Origin of the sequence: Pseudomonas neustonica (assembly GCF_003797945.1) — a bacterium.
In the GTDB taxonomy this organism is placed as follows: domain Bacteria; phylum Pseudomonadota; class Gammaproteobacteria; order Pseudomonadales; family Pseudomonadaceae; genus Halopseudomonas; species Halopseudomonas neustonica.
This window is the reverse complement of sequence record NZ_RKKU01000011.1, coordinates 22,170-45,791: the sequence shown is the minus strand read 5'-3', so window position 1 is coordinate 45,791 and position 23,622 is coordinate 22,170. Positions and strand designations below refer to the sequence as shown.

Annotated in this window: 24 protein-coding genes; 11 read left to right on the top strand and 13 right to left on the bottom strand. The window is 59.6% G+C overall.

The annotated features are described in order from the left end of the window. The first annotated feature begins 59 nt into the window (after positions 1–59). Complete coding sequence (locus tag EF096_RS10465; protein WP_123889577.1) at positions 60–488, top strand: hypothetical protein; 429 nt, start codon at positions 60–62, stop codon at positions 486–488. A gap of 189 nt (positions 489–677) precedes the next feature. Next, on the top strand, positions 678–1,961 hold the full coding sequence (gene trhP / locus EF096_RS10460) for a prephenate-dependent tRNA uridine(34) hydroxylase TrhP (RefSeq protein WP_123889576.1): 1,284 nt from the start codon (positions 678–680) through the stop codon (positions 1,959–1,961). A 46-nt stretch (positions 1,962–2,007) separates the two neighbouring features. Here trhP and EF096_RS10455 read toward each other — a convergent pair whose 3' ends face one another. Next, a complete protein-coding gene (locus EF096_RS10455; protein ID WP_123889575.1) occupies positions 2,008–2,895 on the bottom strand; it encodes a LysR family transcriptional regulator in 888 nt (295 codons plus the stop codon). Between the two features lie 131 nt (positions 2,896–3,026). Here EF096_RS10455 and EF096_RS10450 point away from each other — a divergent pair, with 131 nt between their 5' ends. Beyond that, entirely contained in the window at positions 3,027–3,755 is a 729-nt protein-coding gene (locus EF096_RS10450; RefSeq protein WP_123889574.1) for a pirin family protein, read from the top strand. A gap of 108 nt (positions 3,756–3,863) precedes the next feature. On the opposite strand, the gene EF096_RS10445 is transcribed toward EF096_RS10450, so the two are convergent. The 5 genes from EF096_RS10445 to EF096_RS10425 all read right to left on the bottom strand — a co-directional run bounded on the left by EF096_RS10445 (position 3,864) and on the right by EF096_RS10425 (position 7,536). Next, on the bottom strand, positions 3,864–4,112 hold the full coding sequence (locus EF096_RS10445; RefSeq protein WP_123889573.1) for a YdcH family protein: 249 nt from the start codon (positions 4,110–4,112) through the stop codon (positions 3,864–3,866). Between the two features lie 185 nt (positions 4,113–4,297). Next, the gene (locus EF096_RS10440) at positions 4,298–5,014 is read right to left on the bottom strand and encodes an LrgB family protein (protein ID WP_235869705.1); all 717 of its coding nucleotides are present in this window, start codon (positions 5,012–5,014) and stop codon (positions 4,298–4,300) included. After that, on the bottom strand, positions 5,007–5,357 hold the full coding sequence (locus EF096_RS10435) for a CidA/LrgA family protein (protein WP_235869704.1): 351 nt from the start codon (positions 5,355–5,357) through the stop codon (positions 5,007–5,009). The genes EF096_RS10440 and EF096_RS10435 overlap by 8 nt, the downstream gene beginning before the upstream one ends. Then, positions 5,354–5,869, bottom strand: a complete 516-nt coding sequence (locus tag EF096_RS10430; RefSeq protein WP_123889571.1) for a DUF934 domain-containing protein — start codon at positions 5,867–5,869, stop codon at positions 5,354–5,356. The genes EF096_RS10435 and EF096_RS10430 overlap by 4 nt, the downstream gene beginning before the upstream one ends. Then, positions 5,866–7,536: a nitrite/sulfite reductase gene (locus EF096_RS10425; protein ID WP_123889570.1), complete on the bottom strand. Its 1,671-nt coding sequence runs from the start codon at positions 7,534–7,536 to the stop codon at positions 5,866–5,868. The genes EF096_RS10430 and EF096_RS10425 overlap by 4 nt, the downstream gene beginning before the upstream one ends. A gap of 300 nt (positions 7,537–7,836) precedes the next feature. On the opposite strand from EF096_RS10425, the gene ccoG reads away from it, so the two are divergent. The 5 genes from ccoG (at position 7,837) to EF096_RS20285 (ending at position 13,748) form a co-directional block, all read left to right on the top strand. Continuing rightward, positions 7,837–9,252 (top strand): cytochrome c oxidase accessory protein CcoG, encoded by a 1,416-nt coding sequence (gene ccoG / locus EF096_RS10420; RefSeq protein ID WP_123889569.1) that lies wholly within the window; start codon positions 7,837–7,839, stop codon positions 9,250–9,252. Positions 9,253–9,316: 64 nt separating this feature from the next. After that, entirely contained in the window at positions 9,317–10,726 is a 1,410-nt protein-coding gene (gene mapR / locus EF096_RS10415) for a GntR family transcriptional regulator MpaR (RefSeq protein WP_123889623.1), read from the top strand. Between the two features lie 121 nt (positions 10,727–10,847). After that, the gene (ubiM, locus tag EF096_RS10410; RefSeq protein WP_123889568.1) at positions 10,848–12,017 is read left to right on the top strand and encodes a 5-demethoxyubiquinol-8 5-hydroxylase UbiM; all 1,170 of its coding nucleotides are present in this window, start codon (positions 10,848–10,850) and stop codon (positions 12,015–12,017) included. Positions 12,018–12,148: 131 nt separating this feature from the next. After that, positions 12,149–13,582 (top strand): cytochrome-c oxidase, cbb3-type subunit I, encoded by a 1,434-nt coding sequence (gene ccoN, locus EF096_RS10405; RefSeq protein WP_123889567.1) that lies wholly within the window; start codon positions 12,149–12,151, stop codon positions 13,580–13,582. Positions 13,583–13,601: 19 nt separating this feature from the next. Then, on the top strand, positions 13,602–13,748 hold the full coding sequence (locus EF096_RS20285) for a hypothetical protein (protein ID WP_158611262.1): 147 nt from the start codon (positions 13,602–13,604) through the stop codon (positions 13,746–13,748). Between the two features lie 44 nt (positions 13,749–13,792). Here the strand turns inward: EF096_RS20285 and EF096_RS10400 are convergent, their stop codons facing one another. Then, positions 13,793–14,431 carry a cysteine hydrolase family protein gene (locus EF096_RS10400; RefSeq protein WP_123889566.1) on the bottom strand — a complete coding sequence of 213 codons (639 nt, stop codon included), beginning with the start codon at positions 14,429–14,431 and terminating at the stop codon, positions 13,793–13,795. Positions 14,432–14,878: 447 nt separating this feature from the next. Here EF096_RS10400 and EF096_RS10395 point away from each other — a divergent pair, with 447 nt between their 5' ends. The 3 genes from EF096_RS10395 to EF096_RS10385 are packed head-to-tail and all read left to right on the top strand — an operon-like array spanning position 14,879 to position 17,623. After that, positions 14,879–16,186: an OprD family porin gene (locus EF096_RS10395; RefSeq protein ID WP_123889565.1), complete on the top strand. Its 1,308-nt coding sequence runs from the start codon at positions 14,879–14,881 to the stop codon at positions 16,184–16,186. Between the two features lie 23 nt (positions 16,187–16,209). Further along, a complete protein-coding gene (locus EF096_RS10390) occupies positions 16,210–16,791 on the top strand; it encodes an RBBP9/YdeN family alpha/beta hydrolase (RefSeq protein ID WP_123889564.1) in 582 nt (193 codons plus the stop codon). Between the two features lie 10 nt (positions 16,792–16,801). Next, complete coding sequence (locus EF096_RS10385) at positions 16,802–17,623, top strand: sigma 54-interacting transcriptional regulator (RefSeq protein ID WP_123889563.1); 822 nt, start codon at positions 16,802–16,804, stop codon at positions 17,621–17,623. Between the two features lie 93 nt (positions 17,624–17,716). Here the strand turns inward: EF096_RS10385 and EF096_RS10380 are convergent, their stop codons facing one another. From EF096_RS10380 to EF096_RS10355, 6 genes are all read right to left on the bottom strand, one after another. Next, a complete protein-coding gene (locus EF096_RS10380; protein WP_123889562.1) occupies positions 17,717–18,799 on the bottom strand; it encodes a sulfate/molybdate ABC transporter ATP-binding protein in 1,083 nt (360 codons plus the stop codon). Continuing rightward, the gene (gene cysW, locus EF096_RS10375) at positions 18,796–19,719 is read right to left on the bottom strand and encodes a sulfate ABC transporter permease subunit CysW (RefSeq protein ID WP_123889561.1); all 924 of its coding nucleotides are present in this window, start codon (positions 19,717–19,719) and stop codon (positions 18,796–18,798) included. The genes EF096_RS10380 and cysW overlap by 4 nt, the downstream gene beginning before the upstream one ends. Positions 19,720–19,732: 13 nt before the next feature. Then, positions 19,733–20,560, bottom strand: coding sequence for a sulfate ABC transporter permease subunit CysT (gene cysT / locus EF096_RS10370; protein WP_123889560.1), 828 nt, complete (start codon positions 20,558–20,560; stop codon positions 19,733–19,735). Positions 20,561–20,618: 58 nt separating this feature from the next. After that, on the bottom strand, positions 20,619–21,629 hold the full coding sequence (locus tag EF096_RS10365) for a sulfate ABC transporter substrate-binding protein (RefSeq protein WP_235869712.1): 1,011 nt from the start codon (positions 21,627–21,629) through the stop codon (positions 20,619–20,621). 226 nt (positions 21,630–21,855) lie between these two features. After that, positions 21,856–22,035 carry a DUF2292 domain-containing protein gene (locus tag EF096_RS10360; protein ID WP_123889558.1) on the bottom strand — a complete coding sequence of 60 codons (180 nt, stop codon included), beginning with the start codon at positions 22,033–22,035 and terminating at the stop codon, positions 21,856–21,858. Positions 22,036–22,399: 364 nt separating this feature from the next. Further along, the gene (locus EF096_RS10355; RefSeq protein WP_123889557.1) at positions 22,400–23,620 is read right to left on the bottom strand and encodes a cytochrome c; all 1,221 of its coding nucleotides are present in this window, start codon (positions 23,618–23,620) and stop codon (positions 22,400–22,402) included. Positions 23,621–23,622: the final 2 nt, after the last annotated feature.

Below are 23,622 nucleotides of genomic sequence, written 5' to 3'. Positions count from 1 at the left end.
CACATCAGAAAACACGGGTTAGAATCAAAATCACATACTGTTTAGAAAAGGAGTCAGGGATGAGCCAAACAATGATTTGCGTTGCCCGGAGTGCGGTGGCCGCAGCCATTCTGAGCACAGTGTCTTTTGGCGCTACAGCCAATGACATCGGCTTCGGGGTTGGCGTCAGCTATGTATTCGGGCAAGGTCCGGCCATCGGCATCAAGGCCTTCTCGGATGACGAAGAAAACAAGGCAGCAGCAACCCTGGGCCTGGATTACGTTTTTGCCAGCGGCTCATTCCGTCCAAACGTTGGTATCGGTTATCAGGGTGAAGGCTACTTCGGTGATGCCAACCTGGGCTACTCGTTGAAAACCAGAAACTTCGACTTTGCTACCGGTGCGGGCTGGTCAGATGCGGACAGCAAGTCCAATGACAATTCAACAACGCCAACCCTACCAGACAACGGCAACGGGCAACTGCCGCCCCCACAACAAGGTCAAGGTTAAAGTGAGTTAAGCAGAGGCCATAACCATAATCTGGACCTCTGCTACCTAGCAAACGGGTTGCCTGGCGGTAGCCAGTTCACGTTAGCGACTACTTCAAGCAAACTTCTGTCCAACTGATCTCAGTCAATATCCGTAATACCAACAACCGCTAAGCTCTCGGCCTTTCTGCAGACCAAGCGGTTCATCGCCATGCCCACATTTCCCGAACTGCTGGCGCCCGCCGGCACCCTCAAAGCCATGCGCTATGCCTTTGCCTACGGCGCCGATGCGGTCTACGCCGGACAGCCGCGCTACAGCTTGCGCGTGCGCGAGAACGATTTTCATGACCCTAAGGTGCTGGCTGAGGCGATTACGGAAGCACATGCGCAGGGTAAGAAGTTCTACCTGGCCAGTAATATCGCCGCGCACAACAGCAAAGTGGCAACCTACCTGCGGGATTTGGAGTCGGTCGTGGCGATGGGGCCGGATGCACTGATTATGTCGGACCCCGGTCTGATCATGCTGGTGCGTGAACGCTGGCCCGAGTTGCCGGTGCACCTCTCGGTGCAGGCCAATGCCGTCAACTGGGCCACAGTGACGTTCTGGCAGAAATTGGGACTGGAGCGCATCATACTCTCGCGCGAGCTATCGCTGGACGAGGTTGAAGAGATTCGCCGCCGCTGTCCGGATGTGGGCCTGGAGGTATTTGTCCATGGCGCACTCTGTATTGCCTACTCCGGTCGCTGCCTGCTCTCAGGTTATTTCAATCACCGTGATGCCAATCAGGGCGCCTGCACCAATGCCTGTCGCTGGCAATATGACGTTAAGCCGGGCGTTGAAACACCCGAGGGCAATATCGAGCCCGTAAGCAAACCGGTGCAGATCATCACTCAACGCAACAAGCCTGACGAACCTATGGCCATCGAGGAGGACGAGCACGGCACCTACGTCATGAACTCCAAGGACCTGCGCGCCGTGCAACACGTCGAGCGCTTTGTCCGCATGGGGGTAGATTCGCTGAAGATTGAAGGCCGTACCAAGTCGCACTTCTATGTGGCGCGCACCGTGCAGGCGTATCGTCAGGCCATCGACGACGCTGTGGCCGGACGCCCGTTTAACCTGGCCTTGATGGATGATCTGGAAAGCCTGGCCAATCGCGGCTACACCGAAGGTTTTTATCGCCGCCATCCGCCTGGCGTGTACCAGAACTACGAGCAGGGCGCCTCACGCATGACCCGGCATCAGTTTGTCGGCGAGCTGGCAGAGGCCGACAGTGACTGGATAACCATTGCAGTGAAGAACCGTTTCAGCCTGGGTGACCGGCTGGAGCTGATGACGCCAACCGGTAACCAGGCGTTCATTTTGCAGGCCATGCAGGACCGGCGCGGCCAGCCGATTGACGTGGCTCCCGGCGATGGTCACCTGGTACGTATCCCGCGGCCAGCGATAGACAATCTGGATTTCGCTTTGCTACTGCGCTATCTGCCCGACTGAGCAGGGCGCGCCAACCACAACGCGGCACCCCGATGTCGGCACCCGGTCAGCCTTGGCTGGTCAGCGCCTCGCGTAGATAGTCGATTAGAAACTGCACTAGCAAAGACGACTGGCGGTGCTGTGGATAGACCGCATAGACCTTACCGGCCGGCATTTGATAGGCCTCAAGCACAGTCACCAACTGGCCGCTGGCGAGCGCGTCGCCCACAATAAAGGTTGGCAACATGGTCAGCCCCAGACCGGCAATCGCAGCATCACGGACCAGCTCACCGTTGTTGACGCGGTAACGTCCGTGCAAGGCTATGCGCTGGCTACGCCCATCACGCCAGTAATGCCACTCCACCGATTTACTGTGGCCATAAAGCATGCACTCGTGGGCGCGCAGATCATCCGGCGTTTGCGGCTCGCCATGCATGGCCAGGTATGCCGGGCTGGCACAGGTCACCATGTGCAGCGGTGCCAGCTGACGCGCAATCAGGCTGGAATCAGCCAGCTCGCCAATGCGGATTGCCATGTCATAACCTTCACCCAGCAAGTCGACCGTACGGTCGCTGAGATCCAGCTCGATATTGACCTCGGGATACCGCTGCATAAAGGCTGGCAATAGCTCACTGAGGTGCAGGGTGCCAAAAGACATAGGCGCCGCCAGCCGCAGAGCGCCGCGCGGCGACGCGCCTTGCTCGGAGACCAACATGTCGGTTTCCGCGACATCCTGCAGTATGCGCCGCGCGCGCTCGAAATAGCTTTGCCCCAAGGCGGTTGCACTGAGTTTGCGCGTCGAGCGGTTGAGCAGGCGCACACCCAGGCGGGCTTCCAGCGCCGCCACTCGGCGACTGACAAACTGCTTGGATAGACCTAACACTTCAGCTGCCGCCGTAAAGCTGCCTTGCTCCAGCACACTGACAAACAACTGCATATCTTCAAGCTGGCTCATTGTCTCGCCCTAGTAGACAGTAATACCTATCCCAGCATCTTAATCCACGAATCAATAGACAGTAATCTGTTTTCAATGGGCAAAGCCGCTTTAGGTCAACAGCGCCCACCCTGACAACAGGAGTACTCGATATGAGCAATAACACCGAGCTACGCAAAGCCACCGAACGCGGTATCGCCAACCACGGCTGGCTGCAGTCGCGGCACAGTTTTTCCTTCGGCTCCTACTACGATCCCGAGCATGTCGGGTTTTCTGACCTGCTGGTGATCAATGATGACCGGGTGGCGCCTGCTGGCGGCTTTGGCAAACACCCACACCGCGATATGGAGATTTTCTCCTACGTGCTCGAAGGCGCCCTGAAGCATGAAGACACGCTGGGCATCGGCTCGCAGATCAGGCCCGGTGACGTGCAGCTGATGAGCGCCGGTACCGGAGTTGCACACAGCGAGTACAACGCCAGCAAGACCGCGCCGGTGCACTTCCTGCAAATCTGGATCATGCCCGGCAAGCAGGGCATCCAGCCGAAATATCAGCAGCAGCATATTGCTGCCGAGGAAAAACGCGGGCGGTTACGCTTGATTCTCGCACCAGACGGCGCCGAGGGTGCGCTCACCCTGCATCAGGACGCGCGGGTTTACGCGGGCCTGTTTAACGGCGCCGAGCGAGACACGCTGACACTCGCTGCCAACCGTCATGCCTACGTGCATGTGGCGAGCGGTACGGTGGCGGTGAATGGCAAGCGGCTAAGCGAAGGTGATGGCCTCAAGTTACGGCATGCACAGACGCTGGAAATCAATCAGGGGCAGAACGCAGAGGTGCTGGTGTTTGACCTGCGGCCGCACGAAGTACCGCGCATCTAAGTACGTCGGACGGCAAAAGGCCGGAACCTGTCAGGGCTCCGGCCTTTTTCTATGCGCAACACTTGGTGCGCAACACTAATGCGTATATCAACGCACCCGGCGCCGCTGTTAGGCCTCGGAGGCCTTTAACAAGGCGTTGTAGAGTTGATCCTTGAGATGTGCGCGGCTAGCCTTCAGCTGCGTGAAATTCTCATCGGATACCGGCAGATTCTGCTTCTCCAGCGTCTGAATTTCCTTGTCCAGCTCGGCATATTCCTTCAGCTGCTTTTTGAAGTGGCCGTCGTGCTCGGTCAGTTGGTCGATCAGATCGCTGTACTGTGGAAAGTCATGATGAAGTTCATGGTTCGAAATACCCATCTGCGATAACTCCTTGCTACTACGAATGTGACGAGCCAAGTGCCGCTAAGCTCTGTTGGCTGCTCGATCGCGCAATGCGGCGGATCCTGCAGTCAACCCGGACATACCTGCACTGCTCTATGGTGTAGAGCCTAGTGTTCGCCTTTGGTTCCTGGCTATTATCGCAGTGCGACAGCACGTCGCGTTCAATCCAGTAGCAGATGCCAAAGCAAAAACGCCAACGGCAGCAGCACGGCCGTCAAAGCCCCCAGCGCACCCATCGCCAACGCCGCAAAGGCACCACATTCATCACCCTCCTCCAGCGCTCTGGCGGTACCCACCGCATGGGCATTCATACCGTACGCCATGCCGCGCGCAGCAGGGTGCTGCACGCCACAGAGATTCAATAACGGCGGTAGCATGGCAGTACCAGCCACGCCCGTCAGCATCACCAGCACCGCAGCCAAGGCGGCGATGCCGCCCAACTGTTCGGCCAGCGGCATTGCTATCGGCATGGTCACCGACTTGGTCGCCAACGTCATCAGTACCGGTACGTCAGCACCCAGCCAGCGTGCAAACAGCAGCGTCAACGCCACGATGGCGACACCACCTACCAGCAACGTCAGCATGACCGGCCATAGCGCCTGACGAATGCGCCGCACGTTACGATACAGCGGCACCGCCAACGCAACCGTCGCTGGGCCGAGCAACCAGGAGATGGGCACCACGGCTTCCCGGTAGGCCTGATAATCCAGCCCCAGCAGGCGGATTCCGCCGATAATAATCAGCATGGTCACCAGCACCGGCTGCAATACCAGCCAGCCGCTACGACGATATAGCCAGACAGCACACAAAAAAGCCGCCAAGGTCAGCGCTATCGCGATAACCGGCGAGTGTATTACCTGCAACAACGGATCAGTCATCATCGGTTTCCGCCGCTATCAAACGCTGCATCATCCAGCCACACAAGGGGATGCAAAACAGCAGCGACAACAGGAGCCCGCCGCTGATCGCTGGCAATTGCGCCAGCAACACATCACCGCCCAGGAGAATGCCGGTAGCCGGCACAGCCAGCAGTAGCGGCAAATACTGGAACAACACAGCGCTGGCCTGCTCCAGGCACTGCGGAATGCGCCCGAGCACCAGCAGTAACACCAACAGCAATAACAGGCCGATCACCGGTCCTGGCAGCATCGGCAAACACAGTTGCTGCAACAAGGCGCCACCGGCCTGCATCACCAGCAGCAACAGCACGCCCTTGATCACAACGTATCTCGGCGTCGAAACAAGGGGCGGGGCTCGATGGCGGAGCGGCCGTAGAGCACACTCATGCCAGCCAAGCCCTTGAGGGCATCCTCAGCCGACTTGTCTTCACGCACCGCAAAGGCATCAAAGCCACACTGGCGCATATGGCTGAGCTGATCGCGCAACACGTCACCCACCGCCCGCAGCTCACCCTGCCACCCCAACCGGGTACGCAACAGGTAGGCCTGGCTGTAGCCGCGACCATCGCGGAACGTGGGAAAGTGCACCGCGATCAACGGCAGCACGGCAAGATAGGGCTCCAGTTGTTCTGCTTCATCATCCGGCTGCAGACAAACCGCATCGGCGCTGATCTGCTCTGCCCGCAAAACGGCCTCAGGCTGACGCGCCAGCCAGTCGCTGAGCGATAGGATCAGCAGTGCAGTCGAGTCCTCGGGCAGCGTTAGCGCCAGCATCCAGGGGTCAGCGTCGACCAACTTGGCACCCTCACCACCCAGGCGTATCAGGTTATTCATGCGCTCGCCTCCTCACGCTGATAGACCCGCGCCTTGAACGGCTCCAGCCCTACGCGAGCGACGGTATCAACAAAGCGCTCGCTCTCGATGCGCTGTTCGCGATAAACATCAGCCAGATGCGCAATCACATCCGGTACCTCGGCGGCGCTGAACGCCGGACCAATCACCTTGCCCAGCGCACTCTGTTTGCCCTGTGCACCGCCAATGGTGAACTGATACCACTCGCTACCATTCTTATCGACGCCGAGAATGCCGATATTGCCAATATGGTGATGCCCGCAGGCGTTCATGCAGCCGGAGATATTCAGGCTGATCTCGCCCAAATCCTGCAGCAGCGTCTGATCGGCAAAGCGATGCTGGATCGCTTGCGCTACCGGAATGGATTTGGCATTGGCCAGTGAGCAATAGTCGCCGCCGGGGCAGGCAATCACATCGGTCAGCAGTCCGATGTTGGCCGTCGCCAAGCCAGCATCACAGACGGCCTGCCAGAAGCAGTAAAGATCGGCCTTGGCAATATCCGGCAGCACCAGATTCTGCTCATGCGCCACGCGAACTTCACCAAAGCCAAAGCGCTCCGCCAAATCCGCGACCTGCTCCATCTGCTCAGCGGTGACATCGCCGGGCGGGATATCGCCACCGGGTTTGGTCGACAACGTGACGGACACATAACCCGGCACCTTGTGGGCGTGGGTATTGCGTTGCACCCAGCGGGTAAACTGGGCATCTTGCGCCAGCGCGGTGCCATACCCGAGGTCAGTAGCCGGCTGCGGCAGATAGGCTGGCGGCACAAAGTTGGCCGCTACCCGACTGAACTCGGCTTCGGTCAGCTCGGCCAGCCCGTCCTTGATATGCTCCCACTCGGCATCGACCTCACTAGCGAAGGCCTCGATCCCCAGCGCCTTAACCAGAATCTTGATCCGCGCCTTGTATTTGTTGTCGCGTCGGCCATGCCGGTTGTACACCCGCAATACCGCCTCGACGTACGACAGCAGATGGCGCCAGGGCAGCGCGCGACGGATCGGCTGCGACAGGATGGGCGTACGCCCCAGCCCGCCGCCAACCATGACGTCAAACAGCATCTCGCCGTTCGTATCGCGGTAAAGATACAGACCGATGTCGTGCATCATGACCGCCGCCCGGTCTTCAGTGGCCGAGCACAGCGCAATCTTGAATTTGCGCGGCAAGTAGAGAAACTCCGGATTGACGGTCGACCACTGCCGCAGAATCTCGGCGAGCGGGCGCGGGTCGAGCACCTCATCTGCCGCCACGCCCGCAAAGGCGTCGGTGCTGATGTTGCGCACACAATTGCCCGATGTCTGGATGGCATGCATATCGACCTGCGCCAGGCGTTCGAGAATATCCGGCACCCGCTCCAGCTCAATCCAGTTGTACTGGATATTCTGCCGGGTGGTGAAGTGACCGTACCCGCGATCAAAGTCGCGGGCGATACTAGCCAAAGTACGCAGCTGGTTTGCCGACAACGTGCCGTAGGGGATCGCCACCCGCAGCATGTAGGCATGGCGCTGCAGATACAGGCCGTTCTGCAGGCGCAGCGGCAAAAACTCTTCTTCGCTCAGTTCACCGCTCAGACGCCGCGCAACCTGATCGCGAAACTGGGCTACGCGCTCGGTTACCAGCGCGCGGTCATATTCATCATAGTGGTACATGCAAACCTCTCGGGTGGGCTGCACGCGCCGCCAATAAGGCGCTGGCAACGGGCAGCTCGGATCAGATCACCACTATGCGCAGCCAGGCGCTTACCAACCAGACCCAGATCCAGCCAAAAAAAGCGGATCAGATCGCCGCCCCGCAGGCGTCTGGCGCTAACGAGAAGCAGTAGCAGATAGCCCTGAACAGCGCCGGACGACCTCATCTGATCCGCTTTTTTAAGTACATTCTGAATCTGTTACCGGATCAGCTGACCGCGCATCATGCTCCGAGCCTGATAACCAAGAGCCGTGATTGCCATGACCAGCCAGATTCCGATTAAAGACGTGACTGCCAAAAACAAGCAGCCGATCACCTTCGTGCCGCCCGCGCAGACCGGCGACCCCATCCATACCCGCAGCTTCAAGGGGTTGTTTCGCAACCTGCGCCTGAGCGGCGCCGGCGCGCTCATACTCTTGTTCTTCGGCACCGCCTGGCTGAACTGGAATGGCCATCAAGCGGTGCTCTGGGATCTGAACGCCAAGCAGTTCTTTATCTTTGGTGCGACCTTCTGGCCACAGGATTTCATCCTGCTGTCGGCGATCCTGATGATTGCCGCTTTCGGTCTGTTCTTCATCACCGTCTTTGCAGGACGCGTGTGGTGCGGCTATACCTGCCCGCAAAGCGTCTGGACCTGGATTTTCATGTGGGCCGAGAAGGTAACCGAGGGTGAGCGGCATCAGCGCGTTCGCCTCGACGCCGCCCCTTGGTCACTCAACAAACTGGCGCGGCGCGGCGCCAAACACGGTATCTGGCTGGCCGTCAGCTTGGCCACTGCGATTGCCTTTGTCGGTTATTTCACCCCGGTGCGCGAACTGGTCAGCGACATGCTGCACTTGCAACTGGGCACCAGCACCGCCTTCTGGCTGTTCTTTTTCACCGCTGCCACTTACTTCAACGCAGGTTGGCTGCGTGAGAAAGTCTGCCTGCACATGTGCCCCTACTCCCGCTTTCAGAGCGTCATGTTCGACGAGTACACTCTGGTCGTCACCTACGACAGCGCCCGTGGCGAATCCCGCGGACCACGCAAGAAGTCCATCGACCATACCGCTGCGGGCCTGGGTGACTGCATTGACTGTACCGTTTGCGTCCAGGTGTGCCCTACCGGAATTGATATCCGCGACGGCCTGCAACTCGACTGCATCAGCTGCGGCGCCTGTATCGACGCCTGCAACAGCGTGATGGACCAGATGGACTATCCGCGCGGACTGATCCGCTATACCTCCGAGCGCGCGCTGGAAGGCAAGCCTACACACTGGCTACGCCCTCGCTTGGTCGGGTATGCCGCCGTGCTGCTGGCGATGGTGGGTAGCCTGGCCTGGGGCATCCAGACCCGCCCGCTGATTGACTTGGACGTGAGTCGTGACCGGAGCATTTTCCGCCAGAATAGCGCCGGCGAAATTGAAAACCTCTACACCCTGAAGGTCATCAACAAGAGTCAGCAAAGCCGCTCCTACATTATCGATCTGGGCGAGCCCGATCGCTTCAAGGCCCAAGGCCTGGGCGAGGTGACCATCGCCGGTGGTGAAACGGCGGTAGTGCCAGTGCGCGTCAGCCGCCAGCAGCCCGACGGCCGCGCCGGTAGTCAGCCCCTGCAGTTTGTGGTCAAGGATCTGCAGGATACCGACAGCCAGGTCAGCGATGCATCGACCTTCGTTTCGCCTGCGGCGCGCTGAGCGTCGCATGGCCACTACCGATGGCGTAAAGTATGTGCATGCCTCTAAACCCGCACAGGACAGGATGAAACGCTACGAGAAATTCGCCGACGAGATCGCCGAACTGATCCGTACCGGGGTGATTGCCCCAGGTGAAAAAGTCCCCTCGGTGCGGCATGCCAGCCGCACCTATGGGGTCAGCCCCTCTACCGTGTTCCAGGCCTACTACCTGCTGGAAGACCGTGGCTTGATTCAGGCGCGCCCGCGTTCCGGTTACTTTGTGCATGCCCTCGCCCGCCGCCAGCTGCACGAGCCGGATATCGGCCAGTACGCCTCCGACAGCGTGGAGGTAGATGTCAGCGAGCTGGTGTTCTCGGTATTGAGCTCGCTCAAAGACCCGGATATGGTCGCGTTCGGCTCGGCCTTCCCCAGTCCCAACCTGTTTCCGCTGGCACGCCTGTCACGCTCACTGGCCAACAGTGCACGTGATATGCAGCCACATTCGGTGATTGCCGATATGACGGCCGGCAATCCCGATCTGCGCCGACAGATTGCCCTACGCTATATGGTCAGCGGCATGATGCTGCCGCTGGAAGAGCTGGTGATCACCACCGGCGCCATGGAAGCACTCAACCTCTGCCTGCAGACGGTGACCCAGCCCGGCGACCTCGTCGCCATCGAAACCCCCGCGTTTTACGCCACCCTGCAGGTACTGGAACGGCTTAAGCTCAAGGCGGTGGAAATTCCGGTCCACCCGCGCGAAGGGATTGATCTGGACAGCCTGGCAGACAGCCTGCAGCGCTTCCCGATCAAGGCCTGCTGGTTCATGAGCAGTTTGCAGAACCCGCTGGGCGCCAGCATGAGCGATGAGAAAAAGCAGGCGCTCTACGCCCTGCTCAAGCAGCATCAGGTGCCGATGATCGAAGACGACGTCTATGCCGAGCTGTACTACGGCAGCCAGCCGCCCAAGCCGGTCAAGAGCTTTGATACCGAGGGTTTGGTGATGCACTGCGGTTCCTTCTCCAAGTGCCTGGCCCCCGGCTATCGGGTTGGCTGGGTGGCTGCCGGGCGCTTTGCCGAGCAAATCAGCCGCCTCAAACTGATGACCACCATCTCGCCCTCGGTGCCCGCCCAGGCGGCACTGGCCGACTACCTGCAACACGGCGGCTACGATCGCCACCTGCGCAAGCTGCGCCATGCGCTGGAAAGCCAACAGCGCGCGATGCTCGCCTCTGCCGCGCGCCACTTTCCGGCCGATACCCGAGTCACCCGTCCCAATGGCGGCTACTTTCTCTGGTTCGAGTTTCCCACCCGGGTTGACTCGTTACAGCTATTCCAACACGCCCTGGCCCAGGGCATCAGCCTGGCGCCAGGTCCGATATTCTCGGCCAACCGACATTACGGCCACTGCGCCCGCCTGAACCACGGTCATCCGTGGGACGCGCGTAGCGAACAGGCAATGGCTACCCTGGGCCGCATCATCGCGTCCTTCTGACCTCCTTCCGGCTGCGACACCCGACCGCAGCCGCCTCAGACCGCACACTGACCCAGCGCAATATTCGATGCCACAAGCACGTTCAGACTGGAGGCCTTTCACCTCTGGAGAGACGCTGCGCATGAACTGCGATATTGCCATCATCGGTGCCGGACCAAGCGGACTTTGCCTGGCGCGGGCACTGGCCGAAACAGGACTTTCAATCGTACTGATCGAACGCCAGAAAGAGAGTAGCCTGGCCGATCCGGTGTTCGATGGTCGCGAGATTGCCCTTACCCATACCTCGCGCGCCATACTCGAAGAACTCGATATCTGGTCACGCTTGCCACAGGAGGACGTTGCCCTGCTGCGCGACGCACAGGTGCTCAATGGACCGTCACCCTTTGCTTTGCAAATTCAGGCCGGGTACGCCGGCGCCGATCATCTGGGACACCTGGTGGCCAATCGAGCGATTCGCCAGGCCGCCTGGCAAAGCGTGCAGGCGGTCGGCGGCGTGCAGCTGCTATGCGAGACCCGTTTACGTCAGCTGCGCCAGCACAACGGCGGCGTTGAGCTGGCGCTGAGCGACGGCACCCAACTCGAAGCCCGTCTTCTGGTCGCCGCCGACAGCCGCTTTTCAGACACCCGTCGTCTGCTCGGCATTGGCGCCCAGATGAAAGATTTTGGCAAGAGCATGATGGTCTGCCGCATGAACCACGAGGTCGACCATCAGCAGGTTGCCTGGGAGTGGTTTGGCTACGGCCAAACGTTAGCTCTGCTGCCGCTAAATGGTCGCCAGTCCTCTGTGGTCGTCACCCTGCCGCCACGCGAGATCGAGAAACTACACGAGATGGACCCGCTGGCCTTCGCCCGCGAAATGGAAGCGCGCTTCTGCGGTCGGCTGGGCAGCATGGAACTTGCCAGTGGCCGCCATGTTTACCCATTGGTCGGCGCCTACGCTCGCCACCTCGTAGCGCATCGCAGTGCGCTCATTGGCGACGCCGCCGTGGGTATGCATCCAGTCACGGCACACGGTTTCAACTTCGGCCTGTCCAGCGTACAGCGCTTGAGTCACTTGCTCAGAGAAGCCCATCAACGCCACCGCGATATCGGCGCGCACGCCCTACTGGCACGTTATGAGCGGCAACAACGAATGGCGACCTGGCCGCTGTACCAGGCCACCAACCTGCTGGTTGAATGCTACACCAACGATCGTCTGCCTATGCGTTTGCTGCGCGGCGCGGCGCTGCGCGCGGCGCAGCAGCTGATACCGCTAAAACGCGGTATTGCCCGCCACCTGACCACGGGGTAGAGCACTCAGGGGAACGCCATCTGATCTGCATTATGGCTTAACTTCTGAGTCTGTTTTGCTTTGCTTATCTTTTCTACAGTGCTGCTACTTTTGCGGCTACGGCCGCAGTCACTGTCAGAAAGGTTTTCAAGATGCAAAACACAGGTGCTGTGCAGCCCTATAACTACCGGGTGGTACGCCAGTTCGCCATCATGACGGTCGTGTGGGGCGTGGTAGGTATGTCTGTCGGGCTATTGGTCGCTTCGCAGCTGGTTTGGCCAGCCCTGAACTTTGATCTGCCCTGGACCAGCTTTGGCCGCCTGCGCCCGCTGCATACCAGCCTGGTAATTTTCGGCTTTGCCGGGAGCGCACAGTTCGCCGCCAGCTACTATGCGGTGCAGCGTACCTGCCAAACGCCGCTGATTGCGCCGCGCCTAACGGCCTTTACCTTCTGGGGCTGGCAGGCAGTGATCATCATCATGCTGGTCACGCTGCCACAGGGTCTGACCACGACCAAAGAATATGCCGAGATCGAGTTCACCGGCGCGGTGGTGATGGCCATCGTTTGGGTGGCCTACGCGGTGGTGTTTTTCGGCACAGTAATGCGCCGCAAGACCCGTCATATTTATGTTGGCAACTGGTTCTTCGGTGCCTTCATTCTGGTTATCGCCGTGCTGCATATTGTTAACCACGCCTCGATCCCGATCAGCTGGTTCAAGTCCTACCCGGTCTATGCCGGCGCGACCGATGCCATGGTGCAGTGGTGGTACGGGCACAACGCGGTGGGCTTTTTCCTGACCACCGGCTTTCTCGGCATGATGTATTACTTTGTACCCAAGCAGGTGAACCGGCCGGTTTACTCCTACCGCCTATCCATCGTGCACTTTTGGGCGCTGATCACCCTGTACATCTGGGCCGGCCCTCACCACCTGCACTACACCGCCCTGCCAGACTGGGCGCAATCGCTCGGCATGGTGATGTCGCTGATTCTGTTGGCGCCCAGCTGGGGCGGCATGATCAACGGCATGATGACGCTATCCGGCTCGTGGCATCAGTTGCGCACCGATCCGATCCTGCGTTTCCTGGTGGTTGCCCTGGCCTTCTACGGCATGTCCACCTTTGAAGGACCGATGATGGCGATCAAAACCGTGAACGCGCTGTCGCACTATACTGACTGGACCATTGGCCACGTACATGCAGGCGCTCTGGGTTGGGTCGCGATGATCACCTTTGGCTCGCTGTATCACCTGATTCCCAAGGTGTTCGGGGTGGAGAAAATGCACAGCACCGGGTTGATCAACCTGCACTTCTGGCTGGCGACCATCGGCACGGTGTTATACATCGTCGCCATGTGGGTCAACGGCATTACCCAGGGCCTGATGTGGCGCGCAGTGAATGTCGACGGTACGCCGACCTACTCGTTTGTCGAAGCGCTGGAGGCCAGCCATCCGGGTTACGTAGTACGAGTCATTGGCGGCGCCTTCTTTCTCACGGGCATGCTGTGCATGGCCTGGAATACCTGGCGCACTGTACGCGCGGCACGCCAGCTCGAGGCACAGACTGGCGCCCTGGCAACCGCCCACTGACAACACAGGAGCTCATACCATGCTGATCTCTGAAATAGTCGCCTTAGTGACGCTGATCGGTTTTTTCCTCGCCGTCAGCGCCAGCCTGGCAAACCATCCGGACGACGAACTGGAAGACGCAGCCCAGCTGCCGTTTCTGGAAGAACCGGACCGACTGGACGCCTGAGCCCCGGCGACCCAAAAAACTTGCGCTCACTGAACAGGCAACACTCAGCCCTGCTCTATGCGACCAATCACATCCGCCGTAGTGGTGACCTCACCAAACTCGTAGGCGATGGTGGTGAGCGAGGTGCGCTGAACCTCCTCAGCGGAGACCGGGCCAAAGCCCAGGTCGGGGTAGTCCATCGCGGCATTGGCGTCGCTTAGCGCAATCACCTTGTATTCGCGATGCACGCCATCACGAATGGTGGTTTCACAGCAAACGTTGGTGACGGTGCCACAGACGATGATGGTGTCCACGTCACGCGCCCGCAGCACGGTATCCAGGTCGGTATTGTGAAAGCCGCTGTAGAACAGCTTATCAATAGTGATATCACCCGGTTGCGGCTGGAGCGCTTCGATAACGTCAACATAGGGATCGCCGCGTGCGAGGATCTGATCGACATTAGGGTAAAGGTCACGCATGCGCCCGGTATCCGAGCCGTCGCCGCGCACGATATGACGCAGATAGACCACAGGCAGGCCAGCGCTTCGAGCCGCGGCGGTCAGCGCCTGAATCGGTTCAATAATGCTGGCGGTATGTTTGACGTACAAGGCGCCATCAGGCTCACAAAACACTCTCTGCATATCAACCACAATCACGGCACTGCGCGCGGGATTAAGCGCCCATTTGACCAACGGCTTGCTCATGTAACTCTACTCCTTAGGGTGAATGGCTCTTATCGGTCGGGATTAACCAGCGAGACGAGAAAGGGTTGCGCAGCCCGGTTACGCCAAGAAAATCCCAGGCCAGCGCAGAACCAAGCAAACACCGTACCGTACTGAACACGACTGGCAGCAGGGGCCAGGCAATGACCGAGCAGGCTTGAGCGATGCAGTCTGTAAACCGCTGTGACTGTCTATATCGGTACCAGCGCTGCCCACCCAAGCTGCACTGAGGCGGTGCAGTAGCACGCAACAACCCCGCCATCTATATTCCAAAAAGAACTATAAAAATAGATTTATATTATTTTGAGTTCGCACAAGGCAGCCTTAGAGTAACCTCCGTGTCACCCAACATTCATATTGGTCAGCCAAGCCACGCGACAACGCAGAGCCCAGCTGCGAGCACTCACTAAAGTCATCTGGAGTATTTCCATGCGATCCAAATATCTTGCCGGCGCAGTCGCCACCGGGCTGGCCTTTCAGGTTTCCGCGGCAGCCGCACAAACCGATTTTATCGATGACGCCAGCGCCAACCTGGCGCTACGCAATTTCTACATCAATCAGGACAACCGCAGCGGCAGCGCCGCGCCGTCCAAAACCGAGGAATGGGGCCAGGGCTTTCTGCTGGATCTACGCTCCGGTTTTACTGCTGGCACCGTAGGTTTTGGGGTCGACGCGCTGGGCCAGTTTGGCCTGCGCCTGGATTCCGGCGGCCGCACCAACAAGGCTGGCCGCAATCGCAACCCCGGCACGCTGTTTCCGTTGGAAAGCGACAACAGTGCAACAAGCAACTTTGGTCGGGTAGATCTGACCGCCAAAGCGCGCCTAGCTAAAACCGAGCTGCGCTATGGCGCCCTGCGCCCTGCTCTGCCCATTCTCTCAGCCAACGATGGTCGCCTGCTGCCGCAAACCTTTCGCGGCGGCCAACTGACCTCAACCGATGTATCCGGCCTGACATTCAACCTCGGGCAAATCGACCGGGCCAGTGGTCGTGCCTCCAGCGACTATGAAGCGCTACGCATCGCCGGTGGCCAGGAACGCGTTGATCAGTTCCGCTTTGCCGGTGGCGACTATGCGCTGAATGATAATCTGACCCTGAGCTACTACTTTGCCGAGCTGCAGGATTACTACCGCCAACATTTTCTGGGTACACGCCACAGCTTCGCGCTGGGTGCGGGCAAAGTCTCCAGCGACCTTCGCTTCTTTGACAGCAATGCCGAGGGTGCCAACGCCGATGGCAAAGCCGGTTACGCCGCCAGAGGCTTCGATAATCAGGGCAAGGTAGACAACCGCGCCTACAGCGCTTTGTTCAGCTATGCGCTCGGCGGCCACAACCTGGGTCTGGGCTACCAGCACCTGAGTGGCGACAGCGACTTCCCGTTCGTCAATAACGGCGATGGTTCCAGCGCCTACCTGATCACCGACTCGCAGATCGGCAAATTTCAGCGGGCCGGTGAGCGCACCGCACTGGCTCGCTATGCCTACGACTTTGCACAGGTTGGAGCACCCGGATTGAAAGCTACCGTCACCTACCTGAGCGGCAACGATGTGGATGCTGCCAGCGCCAGCAACGACAGCGAATGGGAACGCGACCTGCGCCTGGACTACAGCGTGCAGACAGGCCCACTGAAAAACCTCGGCCTCTCGCTGCGCAATGCCAGCCTGCGCAGCAGTGTTGCCGGGCAGCGTGACATCGACGAAACCCGGGTGATTCTCAGCTACAACATCGCCCTGTTGTAACCGGCCAACCGGAGGACTCCCGCATGACCACTGCACTCACTCGGTATCTAATCCTGCCCGGCTGGCAAGGCTCCGGCCCGCAGCATTGGCAAAGCCACTGGCAGCAGTTGCTGCCCAACGCCCAGCGGGTAGAACAGCACGACTGGCAATGGCCACTGCGGGCAGACTGGGTCGCGCAGCTTGAGCAGCAGATCGCTGCCGATCCAGCGCCGACCATCCTGATTGCCCATAGCCTGGGCTGCATTACCCTGGCGCACTGGGCGGCGCAGGCCAGCCCGGCGCTACTCAGCCGTATCAAGGGCGCCCTGCTGGTGGCGCCCGCCGATGTCGAACGCGCCAACTGCGCGCCGGCATTGCAGAATTTTGCCCCCATCCCCAATGCGGTATTGCCCTTTCCCAGCCTGCTGATTGGCTCCACCAACGATCCTGCCGCGAGCGCAGAACGGGCCTTGTGCCTGGCCAACCAATGGGGCAGCCGCGCTGTGGTGCTGGAGCAGGCAGGACACATCAATACAAGCGCCGGCTTCACCCAATGGGAAGCCGGCTTCGCCTACCTGTACCAGCTGCAACGGCAGATTGAACAGCAGGCACTGAAACAGGCTTAAAAGAGGCCTTATGAGACCGCTACAGCCCCCAGGCGCGCTGCTGACCTTCGCTGACGCCGACAGAAGCCCAATCAGCATTCGCGCCAAGGCGCTGGTGTTTATCGACCCACGCTCGCAGCGTCTGCACGCTGAGCTGGAAGCCTTGGCGCCCACCTCGTTGGCGATACTGATTCAGGGTGAAACCGGCTCCGGCAAAGAACTGCTGGCCCGGCAGATTCATCGCTCCAGCCAACGCTCCGGCCTGTTTGTGGCCGTCAACTGCGGCGCCCTCGGCGGCGCGCAGGCGCAGGCCGAGCTCTTTGGCCACAGCGCCGGGCAGTCTCGCCCCAGTGCGGCCGGGCGAACCGGCTGGGTCGGTTCAGCCACGGGCGGCACACTCTATCTGGACGAAATCGCCGACTTGCCACGCTGCCTGCAAGACCAGCTGCTGGCCACGCTGCAAACCGGCGAGATACACCGCGTGGGCACCACACAGCCAACGCCGTTAGCGGTGCGCCTGATTGCCGCGACCAGCATCGATCTGGCCCGCGCCGTCTGGGCAGGCACCTTTAGCGCCGAGTTGTTTGAGTATCTGAATGCCGGTTTCATTGCCCTGCCGCCGCTACGCCAGCGCCCAGCCGATATCCTGCCGTTAGCAGAGTATTTTCTGGCCATGTACGCCGAGCGTCTAGAGCTGCCGCTACCCGCCATCAGCGAAGACGCGGTTAGCGCTTTGCAACGCCATCGCTGGCCCGGCAACACCCGCGAGCTGGAAAACGTCATTCACTTTGCCCTGCTGGTCAGCCGCAACGGCCTGATCACGCCCGACAGCCTTAATCTGCCGCCGCCCTGAGCAGTTAATAAGTAATACCACCGCAGACGACAAAACGCCGCCCACTGCTGATGCAGCGGGCGGCGTTTGGTTTTCAGACGTTGGCTGGCAGACTTAACCCCGGTTATCCGCCAACTGATCATCATTCAGAAATACCCGCGTATGCAGCGGTTTCAGCCAGGCATCAGCGCCCTGCTGTAATCCCAACTCACGAAAACGCGAGCGCGGCAGCTCTACCTTTACTACCGCCTCTGAGGCGGCGGTGCGCAGCTCCAGCCGTACCTGCGGCCCTACCACCAACACCTGTTCAAGCTGCGCGTGCAGGGCGCCACGCTGCTGGCTGGTCAGCACATCAATATCGTGCGGCCGCACATAGGCCGTGGCTCTGCTGGGCTGCTGACCGGCAAACTCAGGTGCTGCCAGCTGCAGCTGGCCGATACTCGCCACACCATCGCGCACCTGCGCACTGAAGCAGTTCACATTACCAAGAAAGCCATACACAAAGGGATTGGCCGGATGATCGTAGACATCCTCCGGGCTGCCATCCTGCTCGACCCGGCCCTTGTTCATCACCACCACCCGGTCGGAGACTTCCAGGGCCTCTTCCTGATCGTGGGTCACAAACACGCTGGTCACATGAATCTCGTCGTGCAAGCGCCGCAGCCAACGACGCAGTTCAGCGCGCACCTTGGCATCCAGTGCGCCGAAGGGTTCATCCAGCAACAGCACTTTAGGTTCGACCGCCAGGGCGCGCGCCAAGGCGATGCGCTGCCGCTGGCCACCGGACAACTGCGACGGCAAACGATCGGCCGTCCAGTCCAGCTGCACCATCTCCAGCAGATGCATCACCCGCTTACGGATCTCGGCCTTGCTCGGGCGTTGGCTGCGTGGCTTGACGGTCAGGCCGTAGGCTACGTTTTCGTACACGCTCATGTGTTTGAACAGGGCGTAATGTTGGAATACGAAACCCACGCCGCGATCACTGACGTGCAGATCGGTAGTGTCCTGGCCCTGGAAGCGAATACGCCCCGAGTCCGGCTGTTCAAGCCCGGCGATAATCCGCAGCAAGGTGGTTTTGCCGGAGCCCGACGGCCCCAGCAGCGCCGTCAGCTCGCCGTCATGCAAGCTGAGGCTGACATTATCCACGGCAACGAAATCACCGAAGCGCTTGTTCACCTGATCAATTTCGATACTCATGACACTGCCCCTTCATGGCTGATGGCGGTAGATTCGCGGCTGCGCTCATCCAGCCATTCGACAAAACTCTTGATTGCGATTGTTACCAGCGCCAGCCCGGTCAGTAATGAGGACACGGCAAAAGCGGCGGTAAACATGTATTCGTTATAGAGCACCTCAATGTGCAGCGGCATGGTGTTGGTCTCACCGCGAATCCGCCCGGAGACCACCGCCACAGCGCCAAACTCGCCGAGGGCGCGGGCGTTGCACAGGATGATGCCGTAGATCAGCCCCCACTTGATGTTGGGTAGCGTCACGTACCAGAAGGTCTTCCAGCCATTGGCGCCCAGCGTCAGCGAAGCCTCTTCTTCCTCCTTGCCCTGTTGCTGCATCAGTGGAATCAACTCGCGGGCAATGAATGGCATGGTGCCGAAAGCGATCACGATGATGATGCCGGGCACCGCAAAAATGATGCGGATGTCATGGGCCGCCAGCCAAGGTCCAAGCCAGCCTTGCGAGCCGAACAGGATCACGAAGATCAGCCCCACCACCACGGGTGAGATGGCAAAAGGCATGTCGATCAGCGAGATCAAAATCGGCTTGCCGCGAAACTCGTGCTTGGCGATAGCCCAGGCTGCGGCCACACCAAAGAGCACGTTGATCGGCACAACTATCACCACCACCAGCAAAGACAGGCGAATAGCTGCCCATGCATCGGGCTCGTTGATGGCGGCGAACCACACTCCCAGCCCCTGTTCGAATGCGCCGTACAGTACGACCAATAGCGGCAGCACCAGAAAGAGACCAAGGAAGGTCAAGGCTATGGTTATCAGCGTCCAGCGTATCCAGACCGGCTCTTCGGTAGCCCTGCGCCAGCGCGCCGACAATTCCGGGTTGGCCTCGTGCTGCTGGGAGACACCGCTTGCGGTTGTCGTTGTCATGGGATTCTCCTGTTCATACGCCCCGCCTTGAGGTCCACCACTGCAGACCGTTAATCAGCAACAGCAGCGCGAACGCCGCCAGCAGCATGACGGTGCCGATCGCTGCAGCGCCGTGGTAATCAAACTGCTCGGCTTTGGCGACAATCAGTAAAGGGGTGATTTCGGTGCGATAGGGCATGTTGCCCGAGATGAAGACCACTGAGCCGTACTCGCCCACCGCGCGCGCGAAGGCCAGCGCGTAACCGGTCATCAACGCCGGTAGCAGCGAGGGCAGAATGACCCGCCTGATGGTGGTAAAGCGGCTTGCACCCAGGCTGGCAGAGGCTTCTTCGCGCTCTGCCTCCAGGTCTTCCAGCACCGGCTGTACCGTGCGCACGACAAAGGGCAGGCCAATATAGGTCAGCGCCACCACCACACCCAGTTGGGTGTAGGCCACCTTGATACCGGCGATCTGCAGATACTGCCCGACCCAGCCGGAGCTGGCGTACAGCGTCACCAGCGCGATACCAGCTACCGCCGTTGGCAGCGCAAACGGCAGATCCACCAGCGCATCAATCAGCTTTTTACCCGGAAAGCGATAACGCACCAGTACCCAGGCGACCAGTGCGCCAAACACCAGGTTGATGGTGGCGCCTATCAATGCAGCGCCGAACGATAATTTGTATGAGGCGACCACCTGCGGATGGCTGACCGCACGCCAGAAGTCCTCCCAGCTCATCATCGAGGTGTAAAGCAGCAGGCCGCCGACTGGGATCAGAAAGATGAAACTCAAATAGAACAGCGTAAAACCCATGGTCAACCCGAAGCCGGGTATAACGCGACGCTTTTTAGCCACAGACATAGATCACCTCAAACGGAATCCCGGGCGATTGGCGCCCGGGTTGGTAGGCTGGTTCGGTTCAGCGCCGGGAGATTTCTTCCAGGATGCTGTCGAACTTGCCGCCGTCGTTGAAGTGGGTGTCCTGCGCTTTCTGCCAGCCGCCAAACACGTCGTCGATCCTGAACAGCTCGACATCCGGGAAGCTATCGGCAAACTCCTTGCCAATCTCCGGATTGGAGGGGCGGTAGTAATGCTGGCCCGCCAGCCGCTGCGCTTCATCGCTGTAGAGATAGCCAAGATAGGCTTCGGCTACCTCGCGGGTACCCTTGCGATCCACATTCTTGTCGACCACGGTCACTGGTGGCTCCGCCAAAATGCTCACCGAAGGCACCACTATCTCGAACTCCCCCTTACCCAACTGTTCAACCGAGAGGAAGGCTTCGTTCTCCCAGGCGATGAACACATCACCCAAACCGCGCTGCACAAAGGTGTTGGTCGCACCGCGAGCGCCCGAATCCAGCACCGGCACGTTCTGGAAAAGCTTGCTGATGAACTGGTAGGTCTTGTCTTCATCGCCATCAAACTTGTTCAACGCATAACCCCAGGCAGCCAGGTAGTTCCAGCGTGCGCCGCCGGAGGTCTTGGGGTTGGGGGTGATAACCTCCACATCGTCGCGGACCAGGTCATCCCAGTCGCGGATGTTTTTCGGGTTGCCCTTGCGGACCAGCAGAACGATGGTCGAGGTGTAGGGCGAGCTGTTGTCCGGTAAGCGGCTTTGCCAGTTTTCCGGAATCAGGTCTGCCTGCTGACGCAACGCATCCACGTCATAGGCCAACGCCAGGGTCACTACATCAGCATCCAGGCCATCGATCACCGACCGCGCCTGGGAACCGGACCCACCATGGGATTGGCGAACTCTCACCTCATCGCCCTTCAGCTCGCTCCAGTGCTTGCTGAAGGCAGCGTTGTACTCACGATAAAACTCGCGAGTCGGATCGTAGGATACGTTAAGCAGCTCAATCTCGGCGGCGGAAGCCGAGGCAACAAACAGCGTGGCCAAGCCACCGATCAGGGTGTGGCGCAGGGAAATCTTCATGGTGCTTTCTCTCTCTATTTAGCGTGTATCAGTAAGGGGTCGTGCCGCGATCATGTGTATTGGCAAACACATTCGGCAGAGCTGATGCGCAGAGAGGAGGTAGCGAGCGGTTGACTGGTACATAAGGTGCTCCTGAGGTGAAATTCGTCAGCTACCTCTGGCGGTCCAGTCGGTGGAAAAACGGTGTTGGTTAAAGTCTGTTGATCCCGTAATCGGGTGGTCAGGACGATCTGGCGGGCGGCTGAAAACGAACCTTTTCCTTGCGTTCGATTTGCACTACCTGGCCGTTATGCAAGGTTATTTCCAGCGCACCAAATTGAATGCTGCGCAGCGCATCGGTAATAAGGGCGATAACCTGTGGATCGTCTGCCCCCGCGTTGAGTTTGTTGGTTGCGGTCATGGCTGGCTCCTGCAGTCCCGTGGCGACACACCATGTGTCGACCGGCACATCATAGCCACAGAATGGTTATTCTAATAAATACTGTTTATTTATTCTTATATTCTATTTGGAAATAAGAGAAGACGCATTGCGGTGCCCATATTGGCGGCACATATAGACGTGTTTTCGGAGGGAGCGGGCCCTGCTTTTGAGTCCCACCTGACAGCAGATTTTCTCGCGTGCGGGGCGTGAGCGCGGAGCGGATAGAACGGATACGCGTTAGAGGTCTTGCCCGCGCTCAAGCCACCGGCAAGACCTCTACTTAACAAACACCCTAAAGCGTTGCGGCACCCCGTGCCGGTTTTATAACGCGCAGGGCTGCGGACTATTCAGAGCCAGCCTCTTGCTGTAACGCCTGCACATCAGCCAACGCCAGATCACTGTCTGTCCCGCCCCAGGTCTGCCGCAGATAATTGAGCAGGTCTGTCAGCTCTTGCTGGTCCAGTTTGTCAGCAAAGCCGGGCATGGGCTGCATACGCTCAAAGCCCGTGAACTGCTGCTCGTCGATGCCATCCTCGATTACCCGCAGCAGATTGCGCGGATCATCCAGACGCAGGGTGGTATTACCGCGCATGGCGACGGCGATATGCGGCTTACCCTCGCCACTCACGGCATGGCAGCCGGCGCACACATTGAGGTATTGCTGGCGACCACGCTGTGCGCTGGTGCTGAGTTCATCCAGCGCCACCTCGGTTAGTACCTTGGCTTCAGGCGGCTGCTCGCCGAGTAGAAAGGTGGCAATCGCGTTCAGATCAGGGTCGGCAAGATACTGGGTACTGTTGTGAAACACCGGGTACATTTCATTAAACATGGCGCCCTGGTCGCTCATACCCAGCTTGAGAAACGAACTCAGATCGTCCTGATTCCAACCGCGTTCCGCCAAATCATTGGCTAACAGGCTAGGTGCTAGATAGCCGCCAAGCACCGCGCCCATCATGCGTTTATCCGGCTGCATCGCGCCGGTCATGCCGCGCGGCGTATGGCACTCGCCACAGTGTCCGAGCACATCAACCAGATACTGGCCGCGCTGCCAGGCCTCACTTTTACCTTCCGCAGACTCCAGCGGCACACCATCTCCGTAGAGCAGGTTCCAGGCGGTAATCCCCATGCGGACGTTAAACGGAAAACCCAGGCTGGTTTCCGGCGCCGCACGCTCGATGGGCTCAACGGTTTTCAGATAAGCGTGAATGGCGTCGGAGTCTTCCCGCGTCACGCGGTGGTAGGAGGTATAAGGCATGGCCGGATAGAGGTTGGCGCCATCGCGCCTTATGCCCTCGTTCAACGCGGCGAAAAACTCGTCGTCGTTATACAGGCCAATACCGTGGTCTTTGCTCGGCGTGATGTTGGTGCCATAGATGGTGCCGAACGGCGAGTCGATCGGCAGCCCGCCCGCATAGGGCGCACCGCCTTTAGCCGTGTGGCACGCCATGCAATCGGCAGCACGGGTAAGATATTCGCCGCGCTCTACCTGAGTCTCTGCATGGGCGAACACGCCGGAGGCTGCCAGGCCGACCGCCATGGCCGTACGCAAAAGTGGGTGCTTCATAC

Excerpts from the sequence above, each read along its gene's own strand:
- EF096_RS10445 (WP_123889573.1), bottom strand. The coding sequence starts at position 4,112 with ATGGGTATTTCGAACCATGAACTTCATCATGACTTTCCACAGTACAGC.
- EF096_RS10455 (WP_123889575.1), bottom strand. The coding sequence starts at position 2,895 with ATGAGCCAGCTTGAAGATATGCAGTTGTTTGTCAGTGTGCTGGAGCAA.
- cysT (WP_123889560.1), bottom strand. The coding sequence starts at position 20,560 with ATGTCTGTGGCTAAAAAGCGTCGCGTTATACCCGGCTTCGGGTTGACC.
- mapR (WP_123889623.1), top strand. The coding sequence starts at position 9,317 with ATGAAACGCTACGAGAAATTCGCCGACGAGATCGCCGAACTGATCCGT.
- ubiM (WP_123889568.1), top strand. The coding sequence starts at position 10,848 with ATGAACTGCGATATTGCCATCATCGGTGCCGGACCAAGCGGACTTTGC.
- EF096_RS10425 (WP_123889570.1), bottom strand. The coding sequence starts at position 7,536 with ATGTACCACTATGATGAATATGACCGCGCGCTGGTAACCGAGCGCGTA.
- EF096_RS10395 (WP_123889565.1), top strand. The coding sequence starts at position 14,879 with ATGCGATCCAAATATCTTGCCGGCGCAGTCGCCACCGGGCTGGCCTTT.
- EF096_RS10430 (WP_123889571.1), bottom strand. The coding sequence starts at position 5,869 with ATGAATAACCTGATACGCCTGGGTGGTGAGGGTGCCAAGTTGGTCGAC.
- EF096_RS10380 (WP_123889562.1), bottom strand. The coding sequence starts at position 18,799 with ATGAGTATCGAAATTGATCAGGTGAACAAGCGCTTCGGTGATTTCGTT.
- EF096_RS20285 (WP_158611262.1), top strand. The coding sequence starts at position 13,602 with ATGCTGATCTCTGAAATAGTCGCCTTAGTGACGCTGATCGGTTTTTTC.
- EF096_RS10400 (WP_123889566.1), bottom strand. The coding sequence starts at position 14,431 with ATGAGCAAGCCGTTGGTCAAATGGGCGCTTAATCCCGCGCGCAGTGCC.
- EF096_RS10355 (WP_123889557.1), bottom strand. The coding sequence starts at position 23,620 with ATGAAGCACCCACTTTTGCGTACGGCCATGGCGGTCGGCCTGGCAGCC.
- EF096_RS10440 (WP_235869705.1), bottom strand. The coding sequence starts at position 5,014 with ATGACTGATCCGTTGTTGCAGGTAATACACTCGCCGGTTATCGCGATA.
- ccoN (WP_123889567.1), top strand. The coding sequence starts at position 12,149 with ATGCAAAACACAGGTGCTGTGCAGCCCTATAACTACCGGGTGGTACGC.
- trhP (WP_123889576.1), top strand. The coding sequence starts at position 678 with ATGCCCACATTTCCCGAACTGCTGGCGCCCGCCGGCACCCTCAAAGCC.
- EF096_RS10465 (WP_123889577.1), top strand. The coding sequence starts at position 60 with ATGAGCCAAACAATGATTTGCGTTGCCCGGAGTGCGGTGGCCGCAGCC.
- EF096_RS10385 (WP_123889563.1), top strand. The coding sequence starts at position 16,802 with ATGAGACCGCTACAGCCCCCAGGCGCGCTGCTGACCTTCGCTGACGCC.
- EF096_RS10360 (WP_123889558.1), bottom strand. The coding sequence starts at position 22,035 with ATGACCGCAACCAACAAACTCAACGCGGGGGCAGACGATCCACAGGTT.
- ccoG (WP_123889569.1), top strand. The coding sequence starts at position 7,837 with ATGACCAGCCAGATTCCGATTAAAGACGTGACTGCCAAAAACAAGCAG.
- EF096_RS10390 (WP_123889564.1), top strand. The coding sequence starts at position 16,210 with ATGACCACTGCACTCACTCGGTATCTAATCCTGCCCGGCTGGCAAGGC.
- cysW (WP_123889561.1), bottom strand. The coding sequence starts at position 19,719 with ATGACAACGACAACCGCAAGCGGTGTCTCCCAGCAGCACGAGGCCAAC.
- EF096_RS10450 (WP_123889574.1), top strand. The coding sequence starts at position 3,027 with ATGAGCAATAACACCGAGCTACGCAAAGCCACCGAACGCGGTATCGCC.